Raw genomic sequence first — 309 nt, 5'->3', positions numbered from 1 at the left:
ATCGTCGCCACCCTCAAACGCCAGGACGGCCGCAGCCCCCGCCGCCACAACGACAGCGCCCGCGCCCAGGCCGAATGCCGCCAGATCGAGAAGGACTTCGGCCTCCAGCGCCTCAACCCCGGCGACCGCACCGCCGCCCAGCGCCCCACCAGCGCCGAGCGCTCCAAGGCGGAGCGCACTGGGCGGGCCGAGCCGCCGCGCGAGACCCTCCGCGAAGCCGTCCGCCAATCACTTGCCGGAGCCGCCACGGAGGACGAATTCTTCGCCCGGCTCACCGCCGCCGGCCTCCGCGTCGAACAGCGGATCGCG

The 309-nt window shown here is 74.8% G+C and carries 1 pseudogene; it reads left to right on the top strand.

Annotation, left to right across the window (positions count from 1 at the left end):
- A pseudogene (locus FF041_RS32430) lies at window positions 1–309 on the top strand (mobilization protein); the annotation flags it as partial.

It is taken from the genome of Streptomyces jumonjinensis, from assembly GCF_009600885.1.
In the GTDB taxonomy this organism is placed as follows: Bacteria; Actinomycetota; Actinomycetes; order Streptomycetales; family Streptomycetaceae; genus Streptomyces; species Streptomyces jumonjinensis.
The sequence above is the reverse complement of the archived record's forward strand: the minus strand, read 5'-3'. Positions and strand labels throughout refer to the sequence as shown.